General features: G+C 74.1%; 2 protein-coding genes. One reads left to right on the forward strand and one right to left on the reverse strand.

The features are described 5' to 3' along the window. On the reverse strand, window positions 1-826 hold an 826-nt coding region (locus ABZW03_RS38880), incomplete at its 3' end, for a serine/threonine-protein kinase (protein ID WP_355269309.1). Window positions 827-983: 157 nt separating this feature from the next. On the opposite strand from ABZW03_RS38880, the gene ABZW03_RS38885 reads away from it, so the two are divergent. Beyond that, a complete protein-coding gene (locus ABZW03_RS38885) occupies window positions 984-3,263 on the forward strand; it encodes an FdhF/YdeP family oxidoreductase (protein WP_355269311.1) in 2,280 nt (759 codons plus the stop codon). Window positions 3,264-3,339 lie beyond the last annotated feature (76 nt).

Here is a 3,339-nt window from a genome sequence, read left to right on the forward strand (position 1 = left end):
CGGCCAGCTCGGCGAGCCGCCGCTCGACCGTCCGGGCGTCGGCCGGCCGGTCCGCCGGGTCCTTCGCCAGCAGCTCCGCGACCAGCCCGGCCACCTGCGGCGGCAGCCCGAACTGCGCCGGGTCCAGCGGCGCGGGCGGCTCGTTGAGGTGCTGGTACATCAGCACCGGGGTCGAGTCCCCGCCGAACGGCCGCGCCCCGGTGAAGAGTTCGACCAGCACGCAGCCCAGCGCGTAGAGGTCGGCCCGCCCGTCCACCCAGCCGCCGGTCCAGCGCTCCGGCGCCATGTACGCCGGGCTGCCGACGATCGTCCCGGTGGTGGTCAACCCGCCCGCGCCGGTGTCCAGTTGGGCGATGCCGAAGTCCAGCACCTTCGGGTGCCCGGCGTCGGTGATCATCACGTTGTCCGGCTTGATGTCCCGGTGCACCATGCCCGCGTCGTGCGCGGCCGCCAGCGCGCCGCTGATCTGCCGCCCCCAGCGCAGGCTGAGCGCGGGCTCGGGCACCCCCGCCCGCAGCACCTCGGTGAGGGTCCGCCCGGTGAGCAGCTCCATCACCAGGTAGGTGACCTCCTCGCCGCCGAGCTCGCACTGGCCGAGGTCGTGCACCGTGACGATGTTCGGGTGCGAGAGGTTGCCGGCCGCACCGGCCTCCCGGACGAACCGCAGCGCGGCCTTCGCCCGGTCACCGCCGTGGTGCCCGATGACCTTGACCGCCACCGGCCGCCCCATCCGGGTGTCCTGGGCCCGCCACACCACCCCGAACCCGCCCTGCCCGAGCTTCTCCACCAGCTCGTACCGGCCGTCCAGGACGTCCCCGACTCGCACGCGCCCTCCCCTCCCGCCATGACGCCCAGACTCTACCGACGCCCGGCCGCCCGGCGCGGAGACGGCCCTCCCCCTGCCGCGGAGCAGGTGGAAGGATGGGCGGTGGGTCCCGCGCCGGTGCGGCGGCCCCGACCAGCAGAGCCCGAGGAGAGCGGCCATGGCCAAGCAGGCCCCGCAGAGCGATCCGGCGCAGGACGCCCCCGAGGTGTCCGCGCCCCAGCACGCGGCCGCCGGGCTGCCCGCCGTCGGCCACAGCCTGCGGATGGCCGCCGAGCAGATGGGCGCCCGCCGCACCCTGGCCACCCTGCTCAAGGTCAACCAGCAGAACGGCTTCGACTGCCCCGGCTGCGCCTGGCCGGAGCCGGACAAGCCGCACACCGCCGAGTTCTGCGAGAACGGCGCCAAGGCCGTCGCCGAGGAGGCCACCGAACGCCGGATCCGCGCCGAGTTCTTCGCCGCCCACCCGGTCGCCGAGCTGGCCGAGCGCTCCGGCTACTGGCTGGGCCAGCAGGGCCGGCTCACCCAGCCGATGCTGCTCGACGAGGGCGCCACCCACTACACGCCGGTCTCCTGGGACGACGCCTTCGCGCTGGTCGCCGAGGAGCTGAAGGCCCTGGACACCCCGGACGGCGCCGCCTTCTACACCTCCGGCCGGACCAGCAACGAGGCCGCCTTCGCGTACCAGTTGTTCGCCCGCCGGCTCGGCACCAACAACCTGCCGGACTGCTCCAACATGTGCCACGAGTCCTCCGGCTCGGCGCTCACCGAGACGCTCGGCGTCGGCAAGGGCAGCGTCGGCCTGAAGGACCTCTACCAGGCCGACCTGATCATCGTGGCCGGCCAGAACCCGGGCACCAACCACCCCCGGATGCTCTCCGCGCTGGAGCGCGCCAAGCGGGCCGGCGCCACGATCGTCAGCGTCAACCCGCTGCCGGAGGCCGGCCTGGAGCGGTTCAAGAACCCCCAGCAGGCGCGCGGCCTGGTCGGCCACGGCACCAAGCTGACCGACCTCTTCCTGCAGATCCGGCTCGGCGGCGACCTCGCGCTGTTCCGCGCGCTGAACCGGATCGTGCTGGAGCGGGACGGCGTGGACCGCGCGTTCGTCGCCGAACACTGCCACGGCTTCGAGGAGTTCGAGGCCCAGGCGCTCGGCACCGACCGGGCCGAGGTGCTCGCCGCGACCGGCCTGCCCTGGGAGCAGATCGAGGAGCTCGCCCGGCTGGTGCTGGCCTCCGAGAAGATCATCGTCTGCTGGGCGATGGGCCTCACCCAGCACAAGCACGCCGTGCCGACCATCCGCGAGGTGGTCAACTTCCTGCTGCTGCGCGGCAACGTCGGCCGCCCGGGCGCCGGCGTCTGCCCGGTGCGCGGCCACAGCAACGTCCAGGGCGACCGGACGATGGGCATCTTCGAGCGCCCCACCACCGCCTTCCTGGACGCCCTGGGCGAGGAGTTCGGCTTCGAGCCGCCGCGCGAGCACGGCCTCGACTCGGTGGACACCATCCGGGCGATGCGCGACGGGAAGGTCGGCGTCTTCTTCGCGATGGGCGGCAACTTCGTCGCGGCCACCCCGGACACCGAGGTGACCGAGGCCGCGATGCGCCGCTGCCGGCTGACCGTCCACGTCTCCACCAAGCTCAACCGCTCGCACGTGGTCACCGGCGCCCGCGCCCTGATCCTGCCGACCCTGGGCCGCACCGACCGGGACGTCACCGCGCGCGGCGCCCAGTTCGTCAGCGTCGAGGACTCGATGGGCCAGGTGCACGCCTCGCGCGGTGGCCTGCGCCCGCCCGCGCCCGGGCTGCTCTCCGAGACCGCGATCGTCTGCCGGCTCGCCCGCACCGTGCTCGGGCCGCGGGACACCGTGCCGTGGGAGGACTTCGCCGCCGACTACGACACCCTGCGGGACCGCATCGCCCGGGTCGTCCCGGGCTTCGAGGACTACAACGAGAAGGTCCGCCGCCCCGGCGGCTTCACCCTGCCGCACGGCCCCCGGGACACCCGCACCTTCCCGACCGCGACCGGGAAGGCCAACTTCACCGTCAACCCGCTGACCGCCCCGGAGGTCCCGCCGGGCCGGCTGCTGCTGCAGACCCTGCGCTCGCACGACCAGTACAACACCACGATCTACGGCCTGGACGACCGCTACCGCGGGATCAAGGGCGGCCGCCGGGTGGTGCTGGTCAACCCCGCGGACGCCGAGGAGCTCGGGCTCGCCGACGGCCGGTACGTCGACCTGGTCGGCGAGTGGAGCGACGGCGTGGAGCGCCGGGCCCCGCACTTCCGGGTCGTCCACTACCCCGTCGCCCGCGGCGGCGCGGCGGCCTACTACCCGGAGACCAACGTCCTGGTACCGCTCGACTCCACCGCCGACGTCAGCAACACCCCGACCTCCAAGGCGGTCGTGATCCGCTTCGAGGCCGACAGCGGCGCGTAGCGCCCGTCCCGCGAAAGGGCCGCCCCGCGTCCGGTGACGCGGGGCGGCCTGCACAACGGCGCGTCATTTCGTCGGC

The sequence above is a fragment of the Kitasatospora sp. NPDC004799 genome (assembly GCF_040609095.1).
Lineage (GTDB): Bacteria > Actinomycetota > Actinomycetes > Streptomycetales > Streptomycetaceae > Kitasatospora.

Coding starts and splice junctions, on each gene's coding strand:
- ABZW03_RS38885 (WP_355269311.1), top strand. CDS start 984: ATGGCCAAGCAGGCCCCGCAGAGCGATCCGGCGCAGGACGCCCCCGAG.